The organism is Brevibacterium sp. HMSC063G07 (assembly GCF_001810665.1).
Lineage (GTDB): Bacteria > Actinomycetota > Actinomycetes > Actinomycetales > Brevibacteriaceae > Brevibacterium.
This window is the reverse complement of record NZ_KV802348.1, coordinates 95454-114899: the sequence shown is the minus strand read 5'-3', so window position 1 is coordinate 114899 and position 19446 is coordinate 95454. Positions and strand designations below refer to the sequence as shown.

20 protein-coding genes are annotated in these 19446 nt (G+C 63.3%); 15 read left to right on the top strand and 5 right to left on the bottom strand.

The genetic code is table 11. The features are described from left to right. Nucleotides 1-31: 31 nt before the first annotated feature. Nucleotides 32-2251, bottom strand: a complete 2220-nt coding sequence (locus HMPREF2757_RS05145; protein ID WP_070573946.1) for an NADP-dependent isocitrate dehydrogenase — start codon at nucleotides 2249-2251, stop codon at nucleotides 32-34. A gap of 145 nt (nucleotides 2252-2396) precedes the next feature. Between HMPREF2757_RS05145 and HMPREF2757_RS05140 the strand changes: the two genes are divergently transcribed. Genes HMPREF2757_RS05140 through HMPREF2757_RS05130 form a run of 3 tightly spaced genes read left to right on the top strand, consistent with a single transcriptional unit; the run spans nucleotide 2397 to nucleotide 4944 of the window. Beyond that, nucleotides 2397-3026, top strand: coding sequence for a thymidine kinase (locus tag HMPREF2757_RS05140; protein WP_070573944.1), 630 nt, complete (start codon nucleotides 2397-2399; stop codon nucleotides 3024-3026). Between the two features lie 52 nt (nucleotides 3027-3078). Next, on the top strand, nucleotides 3079-3864 hold the full coding sequence (locus tag HMPREF2757_RS05135; RefSeq protein ID WP_070573942.1) for an alpha/beta fold hydrolase: 786 nt from the start codon (nucleotides 3079-3081) through the stop codon (nucleotides 3862-3864). A gap of 6 nt (nucleotides 3865-3870) precedes the next feature. After that, nucleotides 3871-4944 (top strand): NADH:flavin oxidoreductase/NADH oxidase, encoded by a 1074-nt coding sequence (locus HMPREF2757_RS05130; protein WP_070573940.1) that lies wholly within the window; start codon nucleotides 3871-3873, stop codon nucleotides 4942-4944. Here HMPREF2757_RS05130 and HMPREF2757_RS05125 read toward each other — a convergent pair. Both HMPREF2757_RS05125 and HMPREF2757_RS05120 read right to left on the bottom strand, forming a co-directional pair. Next, nucleotides 4892-5269: a DMT family transporter gene (locus tag HMPREF2757_RS05125; RefSeq protein WP_070573938.1), complete on the bottom strand. Its 378-nt coding sequence runs from the start codon at nucleotides 5267-5269 to the stop codon at nucleotides 4892-4894. The genes HMPREF2757_RS05130 and HMPREF2757_RS05125 overlap by 53 nt on opposite strands. After that, nucleotides 5266-5595 (bottom strand): DMT family transporter, encoded by a 330-nt coding sequence (locus HMPREF2757_RS05120; RefSeq protein WP_083304112.1) that lies wholly within the window; start codon nucleotides 5593-5595, stop codon nucleotides 5266-5268. Before HMPREF2757_RS05120 ends, HMPREF2757_RS05125 begins: the two co-directional genes overlap by 4 nt. 78 nt (nucleotides 5596-5673) lie before the next feature. Here HMPREF2757_RS05120 and HMPREF2757_RS05115 point away from each other — a divergent pair, with 78 nt between their 5' ends. From HMPREF2757_RS05115 to HMPREF2757_RS05100, 4 genes are all read left to right on the top strand, one after another. Then, a complete protein-coding gene (locus tag HMPREF2757_RS05115) occupies nucleotides 5674-6306 on the top strand; it encodes an MBL fold metallo-hydrolase (protein ID WP_070573936.1) in 633 nt (210 codons plus the stop codon). An 88-nt stretch (nucleotides 6307-6394) separates the two neighbouring features. Beyond that, nucleotides 6395-8308 (top strand): translational GTPase TypA, encoded by a 1914-nt coding sequence (gene typA / locus HMPREF2757_RS05110; protein ID WP_070573934.1) that lies wholly within the window; start codon nucleotides 6395-6397, stop codon nucleotides 8306-8308. After that, the gene (locus tag HMPREF2757_RS05105; protein WP_070573932.1) at nucleotides 8308-9573 is read left to right on the top strand and encodes a PIG-L family deacetylase; all 1266 of its coding nucleotides are present in this window, start codon (nucleotides 8308-8310) and stop codon (nucleotides 9571-9573) included. The genes typA and HMPREF2757_RS05105 overlap by 1 nt, the downstream gene beginning before the upstream one ends. 1 nt (nucleotide 9574) lies before the next feature. Continuing rightward, on the top strand, nucleotides 9575-11245 hold the full coding sequence (locus HMPREF2757_RS05100) for a VanW family protein (RefSeq protein WP_070573930.1): 1671 nt from the start codon (nucleotides 9575-9577) through the stop codon (nucleotides 11243-11245). Here HMPREF2757_RS05100 and HMPREF2757_RS05095 read toward each other — a convergent pair. Beyond that, nucleotides 11242-12300: a GNAT family N-acetyltransferase gene (locus tag HMPREF2757_RS05095; protein ID WP_070573928.1), complete on the bottom strand. Its 1059-nt coding sequence runs from the start codon at nucleotides 12298-12300 to the stop codon at nucleotides 11242-11244. The two genes, HMPREF2757_RS05100 and HMPREF2757_RS05095, sit on opposite strands and share 4 nt — an antisense overlap. A gap of 120 nt (nucleotides 12301-12420) precedes the next feature. Here HMPREF2757_RS05095 and fdxA point away from each other — a divergent pair, with 120 nt between their 5' ends. The 8 genes from fdxA (at nucleotide 12421) to HMPREF2757_RS05055 (ending at nucleotide 18729) form a co-directional block, all read left to right on the top strand. Continuing rightward, nucleotides 12421-12747 (top strand): ferredoxin, encoded by a 327-nt coding sequence (fdxA, locus tag HMPREF2757_RS05090; RefSeq protein ID WP_061942434.1) that lies wholly within the window; start codon nucleotides 12421-12423, stop codon nucleotides 12745-12747. Beyond that, nucleotides 12744-13883: a succinyldiaminopimelate transaminase gene (gene dapC / locus HMPREF2757_RS05085; protein WP_070573926.1), complete on the top strand. Its 1140-nt coding sequence runs from the start codon at nucleotides 12744-12746 to the stop codon at nucleotides 13881-13883. The genes fdxA and dapC overlap by 4 nt, the downstream gene beginning before the upstream one ends. Nucleotides 13884-13988: 105 nt before the next feature. Continuing rightward, the gene (locus HMPREF2757_RS05080) at nucleotides 13989-15269 is read left to right on the top strand and encodes a citrate synthase (RefSeq protein WP_070573924.1); all 1281 of its coding nucleotides are present in this window, start codon (nucleotides 13989-13991) and stop codon (nucleotides 15267-15269) included. Nucleotides 15270-15330: 61 nt separating this feature from the next. Beyond that, nucleotides 15331-16107 carry an LOG family protein gene (locus HMPREF2757_RS05075; protein ID WP_070573922.1) on the top strand — a complete coding sequence of 259 codons (777 nt, stop codon included), beginning with the start codon at nucleotides 15331-15333 and terminating at the stop codon, nucleotides 16105-16107. After that, on the top strand, nucleotides 16104-16976 hold the full coding sequence (folP, locus tag HMPREF2757_RS05070) for a dihydropteroate synthase (RefSeq protein ID WP_070573920.1): 873 nt from the start codon (nucleotides 16104-16106) through the stop codon (nucleotides 16974-16976). Before HMPREF2757_RS05075 ends, folP begins: the two co-directional genes overlap by 4 nt. A gap of 22 nt (nucleotides 16977-16998) precedes the next feature. Next, a complete protein-coding gene (locus HMPREF2757_RS05065; protein WP_070573918.1) occupies nucleotides 16999-17265 on the top strand; it encodes a DivIVA domain-containing protein in 267 nt (88 codons plus the stop codon). Beyond that, nucleotides 17246-18463: a hypothetical protein gene (locus tag HMPREF2757_RS05060; RefSeq protein ID WP_070573917.1), complete on the top strand. Its 1218-nt coding sequence runs from the start codon at nucleotides 17246-17248 to the stop codon at nucleotides 18461-18463. The genes HMPREF2757_RS05065 and HMPREF2757_RS05060 overlap by 20 nt, the downstream gene beginning before the upstream one ends. 95 nt (nucleotides 18464-18558) lie before the next feature. Then, complete coding sequence (locus HMPREF2757_RS05055) at nucleotides 18559-18729, top strand: DUF3117 domain-containing protein (RefSeq protein ID WP_070573915.1); 171 nt, start codon at nucleotides 18559-18561, stop codon at nucleotides 18727-18729. 58 nt (nucleotides 18730-18787) lie between these two features. Here HMPREF2757_RS05055 and HMPREF2757_RS05050 read toward each other — a convergent pair whose 3' ends face one another. Beyond that, a complete protein-coding gene (locus HMPREF2757_RS05050) occupies nucleotides 18788-19411 on the bottom strand; it encodes an O-methyltransferase (RefSeq protein ID WP_176745890.1) in 624 nt (207 codons plus the stop codon). Nucleotides 19412-19446 lie beyond the last annotated feature (35 nt).

Below are 19446 nucleotides of genomic sequence, written 5' to 3'. Positions count from 1 at the left end.
GGCCCTCAGCTGTTGTCTGTCAGATCGACGCTCAGCCCAGCTCGTCGATAATCGCGTTGAACGTCTGCGACGGGCGCATGAGTGTGCTCAGCGTTTCGTCAGCAGGGTTGTAATAGCCGTTGAGGTCGACCGGCTGGCCCTGAACAGCCAGCAGCTCCTCGGTGATGACGCCTTCCTTTTCGCGCAGCGCTTCGGCAATGGGAGCCAGTGCCTTGGCGAGCTCGGCGTCGTCAGTCTGCTTGGCCAGCTCTTCTGCCCAGTACAGGGTCAGGTAGAAGTGGCTGCCGCGGTTGTCGATTTCGCCGACCTTGCGCGAAGGCGAGCGGTTCTCGTTGAGGAACGTCTCCGTTGCCCGGTCCAGGGTGTCTGCGAGAACACCGGCACGCTGGTTGTCCTGCGAGTGCAGGAAGTGGCGGAAGGACTCGGCAATGGCGAAGAACTCGCCGAGCGAATCCCAGCGCAGGTGGTTTTCCTGCTGCACCTGCTGGACGTGCTTGGGCGCCGATCCGCCAGCACCGGTCTCAAACAGCCCACCGCCGGCAAGCAGCGGAACCACCGAGAGCATCTTCGCCGATGTGCCCAGTTCGAGGATCGGGAAGAGATCGGTGTTGTAGTCACGCAGCACGTTGCCGGTCACCGAAATGGTGTCCTGGCCGTTGCGGATGCGGGCCAGGGAGTGCTTGGCGGCATCCACGGGGCTCATGATCTGGATGTCCAGGCCCGAGGTGTCGTGATCCTTGAGGTAGGTGTTGACCTTCTCGATGAGGTTGCGGTCGTGTGCCCGGTTCTCATCGAGCCAGAACACGGCAGGGGTGTCCGACAGACGAGCGCGGGTCACAGCGAGCTTGACCCAGTCGCGAATCGGAATGTCCTTCGTCTGGCATGCGCGCCAGATGTCGCCGGTCTGGACTTCGTGGGACATGAGGACATCGCCCGCGGCGTTGACGACTTCAACCGTGCCGGGGCGGTCGAGGATGAACGTCTTGTCATGGCTGCCGTACTCTTCGGCTTTCTGCGCCATGAGGCCGACATTCGGCACGGTGCCCATAGTGGCGGGATCGAGCGTGCCGTTGGCCTTGCAGTCCTCAATGGTGGCCTGGAAGACCCCGGCGTAGCTGGAGTCGGGGATGACAGCCAGGGTGTCGTGCTGACCGTCGTCAGCGCCCCACATCTTGCCGCCGTCGCGGATCATTGCGGGCATGGAAGCGTCCACGATGACATCCGAGGGCACGTGCAGGTTTGTGATGCCGCGCGAGGAGTCGACCATGGCCAGTGCGGGGCCGTTTTCGAAGCCCGCGTCGATTTCGGCCTTGACACCCTGAGCAACTTCGGGGTCGAGAGCGTCAAGCCCGTTGAGCAGGGCTGCCAGGCCGTAGTCCGGGGTGAGGCCTGCGGCGGTGAGCTCTTCACCGTACTTTTCGTAGACCTCCGGGAAGAACGCGCGGACAACGTGGCCGAACAGTTCGGGGTCGGACACCTTCATCATGGTGGCCTTGAGGTGGACGGAGAACAGAACGCCGTCCTTCTTGGCCTGGGCGATCTGCTCCTTGAGGAACTTCTCCAGGGCGCGGACGTTCATGAAAGTCGAGTCGACGACTTCGTCCTTGAGGACCTTCAGGCCGTCCTTGAGAACAGTGGTTTCGCCGTCTTCGCCGCGCAGGCGGATCTGCAGGGTGTCGTCGGCTTCCATGACGACAGACTGTTCGTTCGAGCGGAAGTCGTCAGCGGACATGGTTGCCACGCGGGTGCCGGAGTCCTTCGTCCATTCGCCCATCCGGTGCGGGTGGGCCTTGGCGAAGTTCTTCACAGCCTGCGGTGCCCGTCGGTCGGAGTTGCCTTCGCGCAGGACCGGGTTGACGGCCGAACCGAGGGCACGTCCGTAGCGTTCGCGGATGTCGCGCTCTTGTTCGGTCTTCGGCTCTTCTGGGAATTCGGGAAGGTCGTAGCCCTGGCTCTGCAGTTCGGCAATAGCCGCCTTCAGCTGCGGAACGGATGCGGAGATGTTGGGCAGCTTGATGATGTTGGCTTCAGGCTTCTTGGCCAGTTCGCCGAGCTCGGCCAGGGAGTCGGGGTGCTGCTGGTCTTCGGGGAGGACATCGCCAAACTGTGCCAGGATTCGACCGGCCAGTGAGATGTCGCGTGTTTCGACCTCGACACCGGCGGTGTGCGCGAAGGCTTCAACGATCGGCTTGAGCGAATACGTTGCAAGCAGAGGCGCTTCGTCGGTGCGGGTGTAGATGATCTTAGCCATTAAGAGGATCACTCCAACTCGCTATGGGATTGACGGGGGCCATTCTATCTATCCGCGGGTTCGCCCTCCGGCGGCCCTCGCATCAGCTGGGCGCCGCTGCCGGTGCCGGTATCCTGTTGCCGTTCGCGAAGGAAGGACGGACAGGGTGGCCAAACTGTATTTTCGGCACGGAGCGATGAACTCCGGAAAGTCGACAGCACTCCTGCAGGCTGCGTTCAACTACGAAGAGCGAGGACAGCGGATTCTGCTGGCCAAGCCGCACGTCGACACAAAGGGTGCGGACAAGATCATTTCGCGTCTGGGAGTCTGTCGCACCGTCGACATCCTCGTGCGCGAAGACGACGATGTCGAGACCGTTTTCCGCGAAGCCGCCGAGTACGCCGATCCCTCCGCCCTCATCACCCACGTCGACCAGCCGGTGCAGCCGGTTTCCTGCCTTCTGGTGGACGAAGCCCAATTCCTCACCGCTGAACAGGTTGAGGGCCTCATGCGAATCGCGGTGGGCCAAAACGTTCCTGTCATGTGCTACGGCCTGCGCACAGACTTCCGCACGCAGGCGTTCCCAGGTTCGCGCAGGCTGTTGGAGATCGCCCACACCCTCGAAGAGCTCAAAACCATCTGTCGGTGCGGAAAGAAGGCCATGTTCAACGGGCGCAAGGCCGACGGCGATTTCGTCTTCGCCGGTTCGCAGGTGGCGATCGAGGGGGCTGATGTCACCTATGAGTCGCTCTGCCCGCAGTGCTATCTGGAGAAATCAGGCGGATCATTCGGCTGACCGCCGTGTGCTTCGCAGGAAGAAATAACGAACACTCACCGTTGGAGCTGATATGACTACACTGACCTACTCCGTTCTCAACCCCGAATCAGAAGACCTCCCGCTGCTCATCTTCGGCCCGCCCCTGGGCACACACGCTTCCGTGTGGGCATCTGTCGCAGCACGGCTTGCCGATGACTTCCGGGTGGTTCTCACGGAACTGCCCGGTCACGGCGCCGATGCTGGACGGGACTTCTCTGCTGAAGAGCCGGTGTCAGTTGCCTCCATGGCCCGAGGCGTCGTTGCGGTTGCCGACGAACTCGGTGCCGACTCCTTCGGCTACGCAGGCTGTTCGATCTCCGGTGGGGTAGCGCAGGAACTGGCGCTCAATCACTCCGACCGGGTGCGCGCGGCAGCTCCCGTGGCAACCGCGGCGAAGTTCGGTCAGCCGCAGGACTGGCACGACAGGATCGCAGGCGTGCGCAAAGACGGCATCGCCCCGTCCGTGCCGGACACACTCGACCTGTGGTTTGCGGCAGGCTTCCTCGATGACGACATCGCCGCGGGCCACATGGCCGCCCACCAGCTTCTGACAACACCGGCTGAGGCCTACATCGCGTGCTGTGAGGCGCTCGCCGACTACGACCTCTCCGAGCGCACCGCCGACATTGCGGTGCCCACGCTGTGGATATCGGCAGCCCAGGACGTCGTCAACACACCGGAGTCCATGGTGCAGTTGGCTGAGACGGCGCAGAACGGCACGCATGTCACCATTCCCGATGCCGGACACGTGTTCATGATCGAACACCCCGAACTCGCCGCCGAACACCTGGGCAAGTTCTTCCGCACCCACCTGTGAGGACCCATGACACAGCTGTTCAGTCCCATGACCCTGCGCGGACTCACCGTGCGCAACCGCGTGTGGCTGCCACCCATGTGCCAGTACTCGTGCGAAAACCGCGACGGAGTGCCGGGTCAGTGGCATCTGATGCACCTCGGCGCGCGTGCCGCAGGCGGCTTCGGCCTCATCATCACCGAGGCTTCCGCCGTTGTTCCCGAAGGACGGATCTCACCGCAGGACGCAGGCATCTGGAACGACGAACAGGCCCAGGCGTGGAAGCCCATTGTCGACTTCGCTCACGCTCAGGGAGCGGCCATTGGGATTCAGCTGGCGCACGCCGGTCGGAAGGCGAGCACGCACCGGCCGTTCCCCGGGGAAGAAAAGGGGACGGTGTCCAAGGAAGCCGGAGGATGGCCGACACTTGGACCCAGTGACCTCGCCTACCCGGGGCTTGCCGAACCGACTGCCATGAGTGCCGAAGACATCAGGGACGTCGTCGAAGCTTTTGGTGCGGCCGCCGAAAGAGCCGTCGCTGCCGGATTCGACACCGTCGAAATCCACGGCGCACACGGCTACCTGATCCATTCCTTCCTCAGCCCGCTGTCGAATGACCGCGACGACGAATACGGTTCAGGCACCGGCCGGTGGAAGCTGCTGCGCGACGTGCTGGCCGCGGTGCGTGCTCGGGTGCCGGAAGACTTTCCCGTGCTCGTGCGCATCTCCGCTGAGGAATGGGTCGACGGCGGTTTCGGGATTGACGAGGCTGTTGAACTTTCGCGCGTTCTGCACGAAGAGGGGTGCGATCTCATCGACGTGTCCGGGGGTGGGAACACTCCGGCTGACATCCCCGCAGGGCCGGGCTATCAGATCGGCTTTGCGCAGAGAATCCGCCAGGCCGGAGTGCCGACGGCGGCGGTCGGCCTCATCACCGACCCAGCACAGGCGCATACCATACTTGCCACGGGCCAGGCAGACGCCGTTCTCATCGGGCGGGCGGCGCTGCGCGAACCGTCGTGGCCGCTGCGCGCAGCCTGCGAACTCGGGCTCAGTCCTCGGGGGATTCCGTATCCGCCACAGTACGTGCGTGGCCGCTGGTGAGCTCCAGACCGGCAACACCGATCACCACAAGGACCAGACTTGCGATCTTGAGCAGGGGAAACGGCTCACCGGCAGCAGCCGCCCACACGGCGGTTGTTGCCGCGCCGATCCCCGTCCACATGGCATAGGCGGTACCCATCGGGATGATCCGCATTGCCAAGCGCAGACCCGTCAGAGACACCAGAAGTCCCGCATAGAACAGCAGAATCCAGCCGAAGCTTCGCAGTCCGCTGCTCAGGGCGTGTGCCCACAGGGCCTCACACGCTCCGGAGACCAGCAGAACAATCCACGCTCCGGCACGGGTGTTGGGTGCAAAGCGGTTCACGAGAACACCCCCAGGCCCACGATTCCGGCAATGAGGACAAAAACGAAGAAAAGCCGCTTCAGTGTGAGCTGTTCGCGACCGCGCAGAGCCGAATAGACAAGAGCGGCGACTGCGCCGACCCCAACCCACGCGGCGTAGCCTGCACCGACGGGAATCACCATCAGGCCCGCGTAGAGGCCGCCCATCGACACAATCGTGCCGATGCTGAACACAATGATCCGCTTGCGCATTGACCACGACGATTCACCCATAGCCGCAGCCCACATGGCTTCGAACGCGCCGGATATCAGCAGCACTGCCCACGCAACAGCAGAAGACTCGAACACGACACCCTCTCTGTGATGGACTGGGACTCAACGATAACAGCAGCATCGGGCCTTTCCCGGTGCGTCAGGGAGGCTGAGATGACCGAAAACACGATCAACACCCCTTCGCTCGAGATCCGCTGGACTGCGGTTTCGGATATGGAGAACAACGTCTACCTGGTCACCGACCGCGACAGCGGAGCCCGTCTGCTGGTCGACGCGGCGGACGACTGGCCCGCCATCAGGCAGTTCATAGGGGATGAGCCCGTGGAGCGCGTGCTCACAACACATCGCCACTGGGACCACATCCGCGCTCTGCGCGACGCGCTCGCAGCCACCGGCGCCGAATCCGCGGCAGGAGAATACGACGCGGCGGCCATTGAGGAAGAAACGGGCGTCGTCATCACCGAGCGCCTGCACCACGGAGACATCATCACCGTCGGCGACGTTGCCATTGAAATCGCCCACCTGCGCGGGCACACACCCGGTTCTATTGCGCTCATCATCCGCGACGGCGAGGACACCGTGCTCATTTCCGGGGACTCTCTGTTTCCCGGCGGGCCCGGCAAAACCTGGTCCGCCGAGGACTTTGCGAGCCTCATGGCCGACCTGCGCTCTAGGATCTTCGACGCGCTGCCCGACAACACGGCAGTGCTGCCGGGCCACGGTGCGCCGACCACAATCGGCGCGGAGCGACCACATCTGGATGAGTGGCAGGAGCGCGGCTGGTGAACACCGCCCGAATGCGCCGGGCACAGCCTTATAATTAGGGGTTGGGCCCACGCAGTGCGCCCGGATCTTCTGAGAAGAAAGTGAATTGATGGCAGCTGAGACATCACGCAAAAACAACCTCCGCAACGTAGCGATCGTGGCGCACGTCGACCACGGAAAGACCACGCTGGTCAACGCGATGCTCAAACAGGGCGGCGCGTTCGGGGACCACGGCGAGGTCCAGGACCGCGTGATGGACTCCGGCGACCTGGAACGTGAAAAGGGCATCACGATCCTGGCGAAGAACACCTCGATCATCTACAACGGCCCGTCAGCACCCGGTGAGCCCGTCACCATCAACGTGATCGACACCCCCGGCCACGCCGACTTCGGAGGTGAAGTCGAACGCGGCCTGTCAATGGTCGACGGGGTTGTGCTCCTGGTCGATGCTTCGGAAGGTCCGCTGCCGCAGACCCGCTTTGTGCTGCGCAAGGCCCTTGCGGCCAAACTCCCGGTGATCCTGCTGATCAACAAGACCGACCGCGGGGATGCCCGCATTGACGGTGTTGTTGAAGAAGCCCAGGACCTCCTGCTGGGACTGGCCAGCGACCTTTCCGAAGAAGACCCCGACATCGATGTCGACGCCGTTCTCGACGTGCCCACCATCTTCGCCTCAGCCCGCGCTGGAATCGCCTCGGCCGAACAGCCCGCAGACGGCGAAGTGCCAGCAGGCACCGACCTCGAACCGCTCTTTGCGGCCATCATGGAGAACATTCCAGCCCCGACCGTCACCGACGACGGCGTGCTGCAGGCCCACGTGACGAACCTCGACGCATCGCCGTTCCTGGGTCGTCTGGCACTCGTGAAGATCTACGGCGGCGTGCTGCGCAAGGGCGCCCAGGTCGGCTGGATCAACAAGGAAGGCGACCTCAAACAGGTCAAAATCACCGAACTGCTGGAAACCCGCGGTCTGGAGCGCGTGCCAGTCGAAGAAGGCGGAGCCGGTGACATCTTCGCAATCGCGGGCATCCCAGACGTCATGATCGGCGACACCATCACCGACCTTGACGATCCGCGCCCGCTGCCGCCCATCCACATCGACGATCCGGCGATCTCCATGACAGTCGGCACCAACACCTCGCCCATGGCCGGCCGCGAAAAGAACACCAAGGTCACCGCCCGCATGGTCAAGGACCGCCTCGACCAGGAACTGGTCGGCAACGTCAGCCTCAAGGTGCTGCCCACCGAGCGCCCCGACGCTTGGGAAGTCCAGGGCCGAGGCGAACTCGCCCTGGCCGTGCTGGTCGAGCAGATGCGCCGCGAAGGCTTCGAACTGACCGTCGGCAAACCGCAGGTCGTCACCAAGACGATCGACGGCACCCTGCACGAACCCGTCGAGCTGCTCACGGTCGATGTGCCCGAAGAGAACCTCGGGGCGGTCACCCAGCTGCTGGCCAGCCGCAAGGGCCAGATGGAGTCGATGACAAACCACGGCACCGGCTGGGTCCGCATCGAGTTCCGGGTCCCGGCACGCGGTCTCATCGGCTTCCGCACGCGGTTCCTCACCGAAACCCACGGTGCGGGCATTGCCAACTCCATCAGCGCCGGCTACATGCCGTGGGCCGGTGAAATCGAGTTCCGCAACACCGGTTCGCTCGTCGCCGACCGCGCGGGTGCGGCAACCCCGTACGCCATGATCGCCCTGCAGGAGCGCGGTTCGTTCATTGTCGAACCCACCTCGGAGGTCTACGAGGGCCAGATCGTCGGCGAGAACAGCCGCAACGAAGACATGGACGTCAACATCACCAAGGAAAAGAAGCTCACGAATATGCGCGCAGCCAGCGCCGACAGCTTCGAACACCTGGCCCCCTCGCGCAGACTCACGCTCGAAGAGTCCCTTGAATTCGCCGCGGAAGACGAATGCGTCGAAGTGACTCCCGGCGCCATTCGCCTGCGGAAGGTCATCCTCGACCAGGCTGAGCGGCGCAAGGCGGCCAACGCCCGCCGTCGCCGGGATTCCTGATGGACGGAGTCCTCTTCGTCCACGCCCATCCGGACGACGAATCTATCCTCACCGGCGGCACCATTGCCAGACTGCGCGAAGCTCAGGTGCCCCTCACGGTCCTCACCGCCACCCGCGGGGAGGGCGGTGAGGTCATCGGTCCGCTGTCAAGCACCCTGGAAGGCCGCCGCGAAGCGCTGGCCGCCCACAGGGAGGGCGAGCTTGCCGATGCGATGAGAGTCCTCGGCGTGGACGACTGGGCGTTTCTCGGCACTCCCACCGGCGGGGCCGGTCAGCTGCCAGAACGCCGCTTTGAGGACTCGGGAATGGAATGGGGTCCTGACGGCCATGCGCAGGTGCCAGCGGACACCCCGCCCGAATCGCTGTGCGCAGCGAAAGTCGATGACGTCGCCGCATATATTGCAGCAGTCATCGAAGACCGTCGGCCGCGCCTCGTCGTGACCTACCCGGCAGGCGGGGGATACGGCCATCCGGACCACGTGCGCGTGCACGAAGCAACACTGCGCGCGATGTCGAAGCTCAAACGCAAACATCGGGCGCGGATCATCTACGTCGACACACCCCAGGATGCCGTCGACCAGATGTTCAACGTGGACCGTCCCGGCTTCGACCTCACCGGCTTCGAAGCCGCCCAAAAAGTCCCCACGATCCCGGCCGAAGACCCTGTTGTTCTCAGCCAGGACATCAGCGCTCAGCGCGCCCGCAAAGCCCGCGCGATGGCAGCCCACGCCACTCAGCTGCAGGTTGCCGGGGATTTCTACGCCCTGTCGAACAACATCGGCACCGTGCTGCTGGACACCGAATACTTCACAGCCCCCCGCGGTGCATCCGGTGCCGACATCCTCGAGTTCCTGGTTGAGGATGACCACCCAGAGCCGCCCACTCCTGCAGCGATGGTGTTCTCAAGTGTCTTCCTCGGGTTCATCGCCGGTGCTCTCGGCACATTTCAGCATCTGGGAGCGTCCCTGTTCGATCTTGCCGGACAGGCGGTCATTGTGCCGTGGGGACTGCTTTTGGCACTGGCTCTGGCCGGCTGCGTGCTGTGGTACGTCGCCGAAGCCAACCGCTCAACTGCGGCACTCGTGCTCAGCGCGGTGACCATGAGCCTGACGGCGTTCATCGGCTCACAGCCGGCCCTGCTTCCCGGCGGCAGTGTCCTGGTCACTGGGACTCTGCGATCCGTGGCCTGGCTTTTCGGACCCATGATCATCGCCGCCGTCTTGTCATTCACCCTGCCGAGTCTGCGCACAAACCGAAAGCTCTGATATGTCAAAAGCTCTGCGGGCCACCCTGACGGCTGCCGCGGTTGTTGTCATCGGCTATGTGGCTTTGGCTTTTTGGACGGGCCGGGCTGTTCCCGCCGGAACTCACGTGGCTGGAATCGATATCGGCTCGATGAGCCGCGAGGAAGCCGTGAAGGCTCTCGACGAAGGGCTTGCGGAGCGTTCTGAAGCACCCGTCCTGCTCAGTGCGGGGGAGGGCACGGAGGCCGAGTTCTCACCGGCTGATGTTTCGCTGGACTATTCGGCCGAAAACACGGTCGATGCGCTCACCGGCGCCCGGTTCAACCCAGTTGACATCTTTCGCGGCCTGACCGGAAGGCCAAACCACAAATCACTGGCCATTGAGGTCGACAGCCAGGCGCTCGACACGACGGCGGAATCTTTGGCTGAAGACCTCAGCGTGACTCCGAAGAACGCCGAGCTGGCCTTCTCCGGGGACAAGCCGGAAATCACCGAGGGCAAAAACGGGCGCGAGGTCACAGCAGCGGACATTGTCGATGCCGTTGAGACCCAGTGGCCCGCACAGGACGGTAAACCCCTGAGCGCGGAGGCGGAGGCCGTTGAGCCCGACATCACCGATGCTGAAGCACAGCGGGCAAAAACGGATATTGCCGAACCGGCCGTCGCATCCCCGGTGATCTTGGAGGCAGCCGGCGAAAAGTCCGGTGAAGAACTCAAGCTCTCACCCAAGGCAATTGCCCAGGCGGCTTCCTTTGTTCCCAGAGACTCCGAACTCGCTCTGGAACTCGACGGCAAGGCGCTGAAGACAGCGCTGTTTGAGGAAAACGACGGTGTGGGCGAAGAAGCCCAGAACGCCAGCTTTGAGTTCTCCGACGGCAAGATGTCGGTGGTGCCTTCGAAGGACGGGATTTCGGCAAAGGACGCTGATGTGCAGAAAGCCGTCGACGCCGCCCTGTCAGCTGACGACCGCAGGGCCGAGGTTCCCCTGACTGCGAAGAAGGCGTCATTTACGACAGACGATGCCAAGAACATGAAGATGGAGACGATCGGCAAGTTCTCCACCCCGTACTCGTCACAGGCGGGTCGAGACACGAACCTCAAAGTCGCGTCCGGAAAGGTCGACGGCACCGTTGTTCAGCCGGGTGAGCAGTTCAGCCTCAACAAAGCACTCGGGAAGCGCACCGCCGCCAACGGCTATCGCAAAGCCGGTGTGATCTCGGGTGGAGAGATGAAAGACGACTACGGCGGCGGCGTTTCGCAGGTGTCGACGACGCTGTTCAACGCCGCGTTCTTCTCCGGTATGCAGCTGGACGAGCACAAAGCCCACTCGCGCTATATTTCGCGCTACCCGGAGGGTCGCGAAGCCACGCTCGACTGGCATTCGATCGACATGGCCTTCACCAACACCTCGGACAAACCAGTCGTGCTTCACATGTCGGTGTCCGACGGCAAGGTCAATGCTGAAATCAAGGGTGAGAAGACTCTCGAAGTCGAAGCCGGAAAATCGGGCCGCTTTGCCCACACGAGTCCGTCCACCGTGAAGAAGTCCGGGCCGAGCTGCAAACCGCAATCGCCCAGGGGCGGCTGGTCGATCACGATCTATCGCACGATGAAGAACATTGAGACCGGCAAAGTGAGCAAGGATCAGTTCACGACCGTGTACTCGCCGGTCAATCGGATTGAGTGCGACTAGGCTCCCTGGTTCTGCGCCGCGTCGTTCTGCACTGCGAACCAGAAGCGGTGGTGCTCCGCAAAGCCCAAACTGGACAGCAGCGCCGTCGCATCTTCGTTTGCCGCGGGAACATCGCAGCCGAGAGACCGAATGCCCTGAACCGCAGCCAAGCGGGCGGCAGCCTGCACGAGGGCCCTCCCGGCACCGCGGCGGCGAAGCTGCGGATTGACAACCAGATTGTCCAACCAGCCCCACTTGCTGGCAACAGCCAGCCGCACAGCACCCACAAGCGACTTCGACCCATCAGGGTGCACTGCGACGGCTGAGAGAATAATCACCTGCGGTGCACTGTGGACAAGCGCGCGCACGTCCTCGGTGTCGTCATGACCCCACGCTGACAAGTGCACCGCGTGGGCCCTGTCGGACTGCACGATCTCGAGCCCCTGCGGCGGCTGGGCGGCACCAGCGGCTTCGCGGGCCGGAGCTGTCATCGTGATCCAGGTGTCGCTGGGGGTGAAACCTGCCGGTCGCAGCAGCTGGGACACCTGGGCCGAGGCGGAGTCGAGTTCGCCTTGTGCTCCAGCTGAGAAGATCTGCAGGGCAGGGTGAAGGTCTCGGTCGGCGTACCACTTCTGAACGGCCCCCAGGGCCTCTTCCGCGGGGAACTGAGGGTCGGTGAGCACGAGGGCGGAGTTCGCCCGCGCATCGGCCCCGGGAGCGGCGCGCAGAAGCCACCCGGACTCCACTGCCGACTGCGCACCCTCATCAGAGCTGAGCTCTTCGGCAACCGCGTCCCGGTTGAGCCACACGGTTTCACCCGGCAGCCACACCTGCGCTGAAATGCGGCGCAGATCCGCTGTCGACACCGTGGAGTGGACAGGGCCGGGGCGCTGAGGCGCCGGTGGGATTTCGTGGGCGAGCTCAATTGAGGACCGATCAATCCGCACGGGGCCGCGCTTGGAGTCGACCGTCACGGAGTCAGCATCTGCGGCGAGAACACTCCCGAGAGCGTCTGTCAGCTGTCCGCCGTCGCTGTAGCGGATGACCACGCGCATGCCCGGCTGCGGTTCGAACACTCTTCTGACCTCCGATGGCGACCGAGACTGGAAACGTCACCACCTTAGCGGGGGAGTAGTCTTGGACCAGACGAATTCAGCCGGGAGCGTGTCACCGCACGCTCAGCAGAAGGAGCCCCAGTGACCTACATCATTGCCCAGCCCTGTGTTGACCTCAAGGACCTCGCCTGCGTCGACGAATGTCCCGTTGACTGCATCTACGAAGGCGAGCGGATGCTCTACATCCACCCCGACGAATGTGTGGACTGCGGCGCCTGCGAACCGGTCTGCCCCGTTGAGGCCATCTACTACGAAGACGATGTTCCAGAAGAGTGGGCGGAGTACTACACGGCCAATGTCGACTTCTTCAACGACCTCGGCTCTCCCGGCGGTGCCGCCGGAGTCGGCAATGTCGGCTACGACCACCCGATCGTCGCAGCACTTCCCAAACAGGAACACGACGAGTGACCTACGAACGCTACGGCCTTCACCTGGAGGCCTACCCGTGGGACCGCCTGGCCGCCGTACGGCAGACAGCCGAAGCACACCCCGGTGGCATCGTCGACATTTCGATCGGCACGCCCATCGATCCCACACCGGAACTCGTGCAGGAGGCCCTGCGGGCCGCGGCAGACGCTCCGGGCTACCCCACAGTCGACGGCACGGCACAGCTGCGCGAAGCGATTGCCAGCTGGTCCAAGCGCGTGCGGGGAATCGAACTTGACCCGGACAGTGAAATCCTGCCGACCGTCGGGTCGAAAGAGTTCGTTGCCGCCCTGCCGAGCCTGCTGGGGCTCGCTCGACTGGGACTGCGTGTGGCCTGCCCGTCCCAGGCGTACCCCACGTACGAAATCGGTGCGCGCCTGGCCGGTGTCGAATGCGTGCGCATCAATGCTGCCGACATTGCCGCGGGAGCATCGCTGGAAGGCGTGGGACTGCTGTGGCTCAATTCGCCGAGCAATCCCACCGGTCGCATTGATTCGCTGGAAGAGCTGCGGGCGGTCGTTGCAGAAGCGCGTCGCCACGGCACTGTGGTGGCCGGGGATGAATGCTACGCAGCTCTCAACTGGAGGGGCGAAAGGCCGACCCCGTCAGTGCTGGACCCGGACGTCATCGGGGATGACCGCAGCGGTGTGCTGAGTGTTTACTCGCTGTCGAAGCAGTCAAACCTCGCCGGATACCGAGCGTCATTCGTCACGGGCGACCGGGTGCTCATCCGCGAGCTGACCACCACGCGCAAGCATCAGGGCATGATTGTTCCCGCGCCCGTTCAGGCCGCGATGGTTGCCGCACTGAACGACGATGCGCACTGGAAACAGCAGCGTGAAGCCTACCGGCGCCGCCGTGAGATTCTGCGCCCTGCCGTCGAACAGGCTGGGCTGCGCATCGACCATTCGGAAGCGGGCCTGTACCTGTGGGCAACCCGCGGCGAAGACTGCATGGCAACGCTGGAGTGGCTGGCTGGACTGGGCATTATGGCCGGCCCCGGCTTCATCTACGGACCAGAGGGCGGGCAGCACGTCCGGCTTGCCCTGACAGCACCGGACGACAGGATCTGCGCGGCAGCGCAACGACTGCGCGGAAGCTCAAATATCACACGTTGAGTGAACTCTCAGCGATTTACTGTTTTTCCCACAATTGGGTAATCTTCTTCATGTCTCTCAACCACAGCGGAACAGAGAGTGCGAAGTTCGAACAGAGGAGAATCAATGGCGGCGGACGGCTTCCTTCGGGTAGATGACCATGAGCTCGAACTCGAAGGCATCGGGTCAACAGCCGGTACTGAGGGGCTGAACATCAGCAAGCTCCTGACCGAAAGCGACCGTGTGACGTTTGACCCCGGCTTCGGCAACACCGCCCCGTCAACTTCCGCCATCACCTTCATCGACGGGGCTGAAGGCATCCTGCGCTACCGCGGCTATGCCATCGAAGACCTCGCCGAGAACGCATCATTCGTCGAAGTCGCCTACCTCCTCATCAAGGGCGAACTGCCCACTGCTGAACAGCTGAAAGCCTTCGAAGACCGCATCGCCCAGCACGTGGAAGTTCCCCAGGGCGTCTACGACATCGTCGCGGCCATGCCAGAAGACGCCCACCCCATGTCGATCCTCTCAACCGCCGTTTCGGCTCTGGGCACCTTCAACCAGGACACCATCGACGTCTACGACGACGCACAGATGGAAGAAGCTGCCGTTCGCCTGCTCGGAGCCATGCCGGTTCTGACCGCTCTTGCCCACCGTCGCCGCTTCGGCGTTGACTCAGTCGTCCGCCCCGAACCGCAGTACGGCCTCGTCGGCAACTTCTTCCGCAGCAACTTCGGCGTCACCGGCGAAGAATTCGCCGACAGTGAGAATGTCCGCAAGGCACTTGACCTGCTGTTCATCCTGCACGCAGACCACGAACAGAACTGCTCGACATCTTCGGTGCGCCTGGTCGGTTCGTCGGAGGCCAACCTCTACCAGTCGATTGTCGCCGGCATCAACGCACTTGCCGGTCCGCTGCACGGCGGCGCGAACTCCGCAGTGCTGGAAATGCTCGAAGAGATTTCGCAGTCCGACGACGGCGCTGAAAGCTACATGGAGCGGGTCAAGAACAAAGAGCGCGGCGTGCGGCTGATGGGCTTTGGCCACCGGGTCTACAAGAACTACGACCCGCGCGCTGCCATCATCAAGCACACCGCACACGACATCATCGAAGAACAGGGCGGCAACGACGACCTGCTTGATCTGGCAACTGCGCTGGAGAAGGTTGCCCTTGACGACGACTACTTCGTCAGCCGCAAACTGTACCCGAACGTCGACTTCTACACCGGCCTGATCTACAAGGCCCTTGGATTCCCCACGGACATGTTCACGGTGATCTTCGCCATGGGCCGTCTGCCCGGCTGGATTGCCCAGTGGATTGAAATGCGCGGTGACGACACCACCCGCATCGGCCGTCCGCGCCAGATCTACACCGGCGAAAAGCATCGGACCTACCCGTCGCACTGACGGCTGGGCGAAGGCGGGGTGGGGCACTGTGCCCGCCCCGCCTTTTTCGTGAAAGGACACTATGACCAGCTCTGATATTTCGAACGACGAACTCTTCTACACGAAGGGGTCACTGCACCTGCGCAGCCAGCACGTACCGGAGACAACCGCTGACCAGAGGCTGCTGGACAACCGCCCGGATTCGGAGTGGGTACACGAAGACCCGTGGCGGACCATGCGGATCCACGCGGAGTTCATCGAGGGGTTCAGTTCGCTGGCAGGACTGCCGACGGCGGTGTCGATCTTCGGCTCTGCGCGCCTGAACGAAGGAACAGAGGAGTACGCCCTGGCCGAAGAGCTCGGCCGCAGACTCGTGGCCGAGGGCTATGCTGTTGTCACCGGAGGCGGGCCCGGAATCATGGAGGGCGGCAACAAGGGCGCGGCCGAAGCCGGCGGGACATCGGTGGGGCTGGGCATCGAGCTGCCGTTCGAATCGGGGCTCAACCCCTACGTGGGCATCGGCATCAACTTCCGCTACTTCTTCGTGCGCAAGACGATGTTCATGAAGTACTCCTCGGCAGCAATTGTGCTGGCCGGCGGCTTTGGAACCCTCGATGAGCTGTTTGAGGCCCTCACACTTGTCCAGACCCGCAAGAAGAACCGCTACCCGGTGGTGCTCATGGGCACGGATTTCTGGTCGGGTCTCGTCGATTGGATTCGCACCGCGCTCGTTGAACGCGGCACGATTTCGCCAGGTGATGCTGAACTGTTCCACCTGACCGATTCGGTCGATGAAGCCATAGCCTTTATTCACGAATCCGCTGACAAGCCGATTCCCACCGGTCGTTTTCGTCCGTGACGTTCCGAGTTCGCGGGGTTGAGGCAGGGCCGCTGCAGCCGGTCATCATGGCCGTCATCAACCGGTCGACGGATTCTTTCTACACGTCTGCCGCAACCGTCGATGATGCTCTGCGCAGCGCCGAGCCAGCCGTCGGCGAAGGCGCCCGGATCCTCGACATCGGGGGAGTGCGTGCCGGTCGCGGGCCGGCCGTGTCTGAAGCCGAGGAGATTGCTCTGGTCACACCGGTGATCTCTGCTTTGGCCGAGGAGCACCCGGATGTGCTCATCTCGTGTGATACCTACCGGGCGCCGGTAGCCCGCGCTGCCGTTCAGGCCGGTGCTGGCCTGATCAACGACACGTGGGCGGGTGCTGATCCGGACGTCGCATACGCCGCCGCCGAGGCGAAGGCCGGCTTGGTCTGCTCCCACACCGGCGGCCTGACGCCGCGGACGGACGCGCATCGCAATCAGTTGGGACTGTCTTCGGCTGAGGTCATGCCCACGGTCATGGCGGGGCTTGCGCAGCTGCGCACAAAGGCGCTGGCGGCAGGCGTACCCGAGCGGGCCATCATTCTTGACCCGACACCAGACTTCGGAAAGAACACCTATCAGTCGGCTGCTGTTATGCGGGACCTCGGCATGCTCACGGCCGGGGAGAGCGCTGTGATGCTCGCGATCTCGCGCAAAGACTTCGTGGGCGAGCTCGTGGGCTCGCAGGGGCCGAACGATCGCCTGGCTGCCACGATTGCCGCCACCGCGCTGGCGGTTGATGCAGGCGCCGCCGTCATCCGCACGCACGACCCGGCAGAAACCCGTCAGGCGGTTGATGTGGTTGTGGGCATACGCGGTCTGCGGCCGCCGGTGCGCGCACAGCGGGGCCTGCGCTGAGCACCTGTGAGAGGATAGGCCCATGGCCTGGATGATCATTGGAGTGTGCGCTGCTCTCATCATGTTCGCAGCGGCTGCCGCCGGCGCCTTCGGCATTTTCGACTCCGGTATGAGTCAACCCGAAGCAGCTCTGCCCTCGCAGGATGCATCCGCGGCTGATATCGCCCAGATGCGGTTCTCACCGGCCGTCGGCGGCTACCGCCGGGATCAGGTCGATCGGGCCATCGAGATCCTTGTTGCACGCATAGAAGAACTCGAAGAAGCAGACGGTGTCTCAAGCGAACAGTGAAGCAGCGCGGGAACGCACGTCGTGGTTTTCCGCCGAGCAGCTGACTTCGTCGCTGCTGCGGCTGCCGGTGTGGGCGCAGGCCGCGCTTGTGTATGCCGTCAGCCGTGCGGTGTCACTGCTGCTGTTCAGCATTGTCATGCGCTTCCAGGCGCCCACGTTCTGGTCGGAGAACAAACCGCCGACTCTCTATGAGTTTCTGGGGTTTTGGGATGCTGACTGGTACCGCCGAATTGCCGATGAAGGCTATCCGCGAGTCCTTCCGCTCAATGACAGCGGCGAAGTCAAGCAGAACCAGTGGGCCTTCTATCCGCTGCACCCCACGATCGTCGGCTGGCTGCGCGACCTTACGGGCATTGACTACAAGATCCTCTCGCCGATCGTGTCGCACATCTTCGGGCTTGCCGCAGCGATCGCCATTCTGTATCTGTTCCGTCGGCACGCAGATGGTGTCCGCGCTCTCGCCGGGACGGCGCTCGTCTTCTTCTTTCCCGCGGCGGCCGTGTTCTCGACGGGCTATTCGGAAGCCGCCGGCATCTTCTTCTTGGCCCTGGCCCTGCTGTGCGTTGACGCTCGTCGCTATGTGCTGGCCATTCCGGCCGTTCTGCTCATGGACCTCGCCAGGCCCATAGGGGTGGCGTTTTCGTTCTTCATGCTCATCCACCTGCTGGACCGGATTCGTCGACGAAGAACAGAGCCGTATCCGGTGCGCGAAGCCGTCACGTCGTGGACGCTGGGTGTGCTGTCGTGCTTCTTTGCAGTGCTGCAGCCGCTGGGCGCCTGGATGCTCACAGGAGAGTTCGACGCGTACAGGAAGACCGAGGCCGCGTGGACGGGACACACGGAGGTCTTCACGCAGTGGCTGACCGCATCGACCCGCTACCTGGGCTGGTGGGGGCCGATTGCGCTGGCACTGCTGATCGTGCTGTTCGTGTGGGGAACACTCGGACCGAGCGGTGAGCTGATCGGCCGGACGCAGAAGCAGTTCCTGTTCGGCTACGCCGTGTATCTGCTGATGTTCTTCACTCCGCAGACTTCAACCCTGCGCCTGATCCTGCCGATGTTCGGACTGGCGATGGTGCAGGCGCGCAGTCGATCCCGCACCGCTTTGGCCACTGCGCTCATCGGCTTCACGATTCTGCAGCTGCTGTGGATATCGCTTCTATGGCGTCTTGTCCCGCCAACGGGCTTCCCGCCGTGATCGGTGCGCGTATGACGAAGATGGTCTCGTTATGTGCGAAACCCTACAAAGTGTTGGATAATGGCTGATAACTGTGTTCGGCGAAAGGATTTGGAATGGCAGCTCAGAAGCCTCGCACTGGTGACGGCCCTCTTGAAGTGACGAAAGAGGGACGCGGCTATGTCCTTCGCCTGCCCGTCGAAGGCGGCGGTCGTCTGGTAATTGAAATCAGCCAGGACGAAGCTCAGGATCTCAAGGGTGTCCTTGCCGGAGCTCTTGACGGCTGATCATCGCTTCGCAAATCCCGTTCTCCCGGTGGGGAGGGCGGGATTTTTCGTTCTGGGATCAGTGCCGCACCGCAAGCAGTCCCGCATCAACGGGCAGGAGTACGCGGTTGGGGGAATCTTGAAGATCGGCCAGAACACGGCGCAGAGCAGTCGAGGTGGCGTCGCGGGTCGCAGGGTCAGCGACGGTTCCCGACCCCAGAGCGTCATTGACTACCAGCAGCCCACCGCTGCGCACTTTCGTCAATGCCTGCGGCACGATCTCCGGAAAGCCCGCGGGGTCGGTGTCAACGAAGACGAAGTCGTAGCCACCCGGTGAGAGTCGGCTGAGAACAGATTCTGCGAAGCCCTGAATGAACCGGATCCGGTGGGCTTTGAAACCGGCGACCTCGGCCAGTTCAGCGGCGACCGACTGCCGCTCACGGTCGATGTCGACGCTGGTGAGCATTCCGCCGGGCCCGAGTCCGGCGAGTATCGCCAAGGTTGAAGCTCCGGTGCCCGTGCCGAGCTCGACGACGTTCTTGGCACCCGTCAGCTTGACGAGCATCGTCACCAGTCTGGCCGATGTGGCGCCAAGCGGTGCACTCTGGTAGTCGGCCGCGATTGTGCGCGCAGCTTCTTCCGCAGCTGTCGCGGTGTTGAACCGAGAAGCGTAGTGGCTGTCAGCCGCCCAGTTCCTGGACAATCGCTCCTCCTGTTCAGCATTCGCTCGCTTCGGGC

What these genes read in the sequence shown, in the direction of transcription:
- HMPREF2757_RS05075 (WP_070573922.1), top strand. Translation starts at nt 15,331, where the DNA reads ATGACCAGCTCTGATATTTCGAACGACGAACTCTTCTACACGAAGGGG.
- HMPREF2757_RS05105 (WP_070573932.1), top strand. Translation starts at nt 8,308, where the DNA reads ATGGACGGAGTCCTCTTCGTCCACGCCCATCCGGACGACGAATCTATC.
- HMPREF2757_RS05080 (WP_070573924.1), top strand. Translation starts at nt 13,989, where the DNA reads ATGGCGGCGGACGGCTTCCTTCGGGTAGATGACCATGAGCTCGAACTC.
- HMPREF2757_RS05115 (WP_070573936.1), top strand. Translation starts at nt 5,674, where the DNA reads ATGACCGAAAACACGATCAACACCCCTTCGCTCGAGATCCGCTGGACT.
- typA (WP_070573934.1), top strand. Translation starts at nt 6,395, where the DNA reads ATGGCAGCTGAGACATCACGCAAAAACAACCTCCGCAACGTAGCGATC.
- HMPREF2757_RS05100 (WP_070573930.1), top strand. Translation starts at nt 9,575, where the DNA reads ATGTCAAAAGCTCTGCGGGCCACCCTGACGGCTGCCGCGGTTGTTGTC.
- HMPREF2757_RS05145 (WP_070573946.1), bottom strand. Translation starts at nt 2,251, where the DNA reads ATGGCTAAGATCATCTACACCCGCACCGACGAAGCGCCTCTGCTTGCA.
- HMPREF2757_RS05130 (WP_070573940.1), top strand. Translation starts at nt 3,871, where the DNA reads ATGACACAGCTGTTCAGTCCCATGACCCTGCGCGGACTCACCGTGCGC.
- HMPREF2757_RS05065 (WP_070573918.1), top strand. Translation starts at nt 16,999, where the DNA reads ATGGCCTGGATGATCATTGGAGTGTGCGCTGCTCTCATCATGTTCGCA.
- HMPREF2757_RS05055 (WP_070573915.1), top strand. Translation starts at nt 18,559, where the DNA reads ATGGCAGCTCAGAAGCCTCGCACTGGTGACGGCCCTCTTGAAGTGACG.
- HMPREF2757_RS05135 (WP_070573942.1), top strand. Translation starts at nt 3,079, where the DNA reads ATGACTACACTGACCTACTCCGTTCTCAACCCCGAATCAGAAGACCTC.